Annotated in this window: 2 protein-coding genes; both read left to right on the top strand. The window is 69.4% G+C overall.

Annotated elements, in window-relative coordinates:
* The first annotated feature begins 303 nt into the window (after positions 1-303).
* Positions 304-801 carry a DUF899 family protein gene (locus VK923_20800; protein ID HSJ47119.1) on the top strand — a complete coding sequence of 166 codons (498 nt, stop codon included), beginning with the start codon at positions 304-306 and terminating at the stop codon, positions 799-801.
* A 42-nt stretch (positions 802-843) separates the two neighbouring features.
* On the top strand, positions 844-1272 hold the full coding sequence (locus VK923_20795) for a DoxX family membrane protein (protein ID HSJ47118.1): 429 nt from the start codon (positions 844-846) through the stop codon (positions 1270-1272).
* The last annotated feature ends 518 nt before the right edge of the window (positions 1273-1790 follow it).

Here is a 1790-nt window from a genome sequence, read left to right as displayed (position 1 = left end):
CAGGTCCTCGCCGAGGTCCAGCATGGCGCGAGCCGTGTGCAGGCCGATGAAGCCCAGCCCGCCGCCGAGGCCGCCCAGCAGGCTCCGCTTGCCGGCGCCGTGCGGACTTGAACACCCAGAAGAACCGAGGTCGCCACAGCTCCCCGCCGGTTATCCCCGATGGTCGCTTCGCCGCTACGCTGGCGTCCGCGACCCAGGCGGTCGGTGCGGACGGAGTCGGTGTGCGGTCGGGAGGTGCCACCGAATGCAGCCCCATGATGGACCAGACGTAGGCAGTATCGATCGAACCGCAGGACGGTCTGGTTGACGAGGAGCCCCCGTACGCGTCACGGCCGCCGTCAGCTGATCGTCTACCGCGCCTTCTTCGAGCCCGGCGTGTCCGGCTGGCCGGAGCACGCCTGCATCGGCTGCTCGTTGGTGGCCGATCAGGTGGCCCACGTCGCCCATCTGAACGCCCGCGACACCACGCTCGTGTTCGTCTCGCGGGCGCCGCAGACGGACATCGAGCGCGTGAAGGCGCGGATGGGTTGGGAGATGCCCTGGTACACCTTGACGGACGGCTTCGACGCCGACTTCGGCGTGGACGAGTGGCACGGCACGAACGCGTTCATCCGCGAGGGTGACAGCGTGTTCCGCACCTACTTCATCAACAGCCGCGGTGACGAGGTGATGGGGGGCACCTGGAGCTACCTCGACATGACTGCGCTCGGGCGCCAGGAGGAATGGGAGGACTCGCCGGAGGGCTACCCCCAGACGCCGCCGTACGAGTGGTGGAACTGGCACGACGAGTACAGCGACTAGGTTCCACCCTGAGGAGGCAACCGATCTGGAAGGTGGGGCCGCATGAGCAGCGAGACCGACACGATCCGGACCGTCGCGCGATGGACGCTGGGCGGCACGCTGGTCGTTGCAGGCACCGGCCACCTGACGAACCAGCGCGAGGAGTTCCGGGCCCAGGTGCCCGGCTGGATGCCGATCGACGACGACCTGGTGGTGCTCGCATCAGGCGTCGTCGAGATCGCCCTCGGGTTGGCGCTGATCCTGGTGCGCCGCCAGCGGGCAGCGGTCGGTCTGGTGGTCGCCGGGTTCTTCGTCGTGATCTTTCCCGGCAACATCGCGCAGTACACCGAGGGCACCGACGCCTTCGGCCTCGACACGGACACCAAGCGTCTGGTCCGGCTGTTCTTCCAACCGGTGCTCGTGGTCTGGGCGCTGTGGTCGACCGGCGCAGCCCGGTGGCTCTCACGGCGCGGCGCGGCCCGGACGACCTGACCACGACCTCGCGCACGTCGCCGCCATGACTGGGGATCATCATGAACGGCCGACGTCAGGTCACACGGCCTTCGTCGTGTCCGGGCGGTCGTCCGACGTCCAGAGGGCGCCGAGGCTGGTGAGAGCGTGGCGAACCGACTGGCCCTGTCGTCGGCTGGTCGCAAGGCCGGCATCGCGGAGGACGGCGGCGTGGGTGGAGGCGGAGGCCAGGCTGATGCCCAGCACCCGCGACCTCGACAACGCCACCGCGCCACCGAATGCCAGGGTGGAGGCTGTCGACTGTCGCCGCGACGCCCTTCGTCGCCAGTTGCCATGCGCGGAACCGCAGGTCCGTTTCGAGGATCGGTTCGATCGCCGGCCACAGCTGCTCGAGCACCTGGTCGTGGTAGTCCCGCAGGGACGACGCCAGCTCCTTGCGGGCTGACGCCCGGCCGCCCGCCAGGTCGAGCATCCACGACGACGACGCCGGGTGCGGGAGGGTCGCCATGTCGTGACGGATCATGCGGTCGGGCGTCGAC

This window comes from Euzebyales bacterium, from assembly GCA_035461305.1.
Classification (GTDB): domain Bacteria; phylum Actinomycetota; class Nitriliruptoria; order Euzebyales; family JAHELV01; genus JAHELV01.
The sequence above is the reverse complement of the archived record's forward strand: the minus strand, read 5'-3'. Positions and strand labels throughout refer to the sequence as shown.

Coding starts and splice junctions, on each gene's coding strand:
- VK923_20795 (HSJ47118.1), top strand. CDS start 844: ATGAGCAGCGAGACCGACACGATCCGGACCGTCGCGCGATGGACGCTG.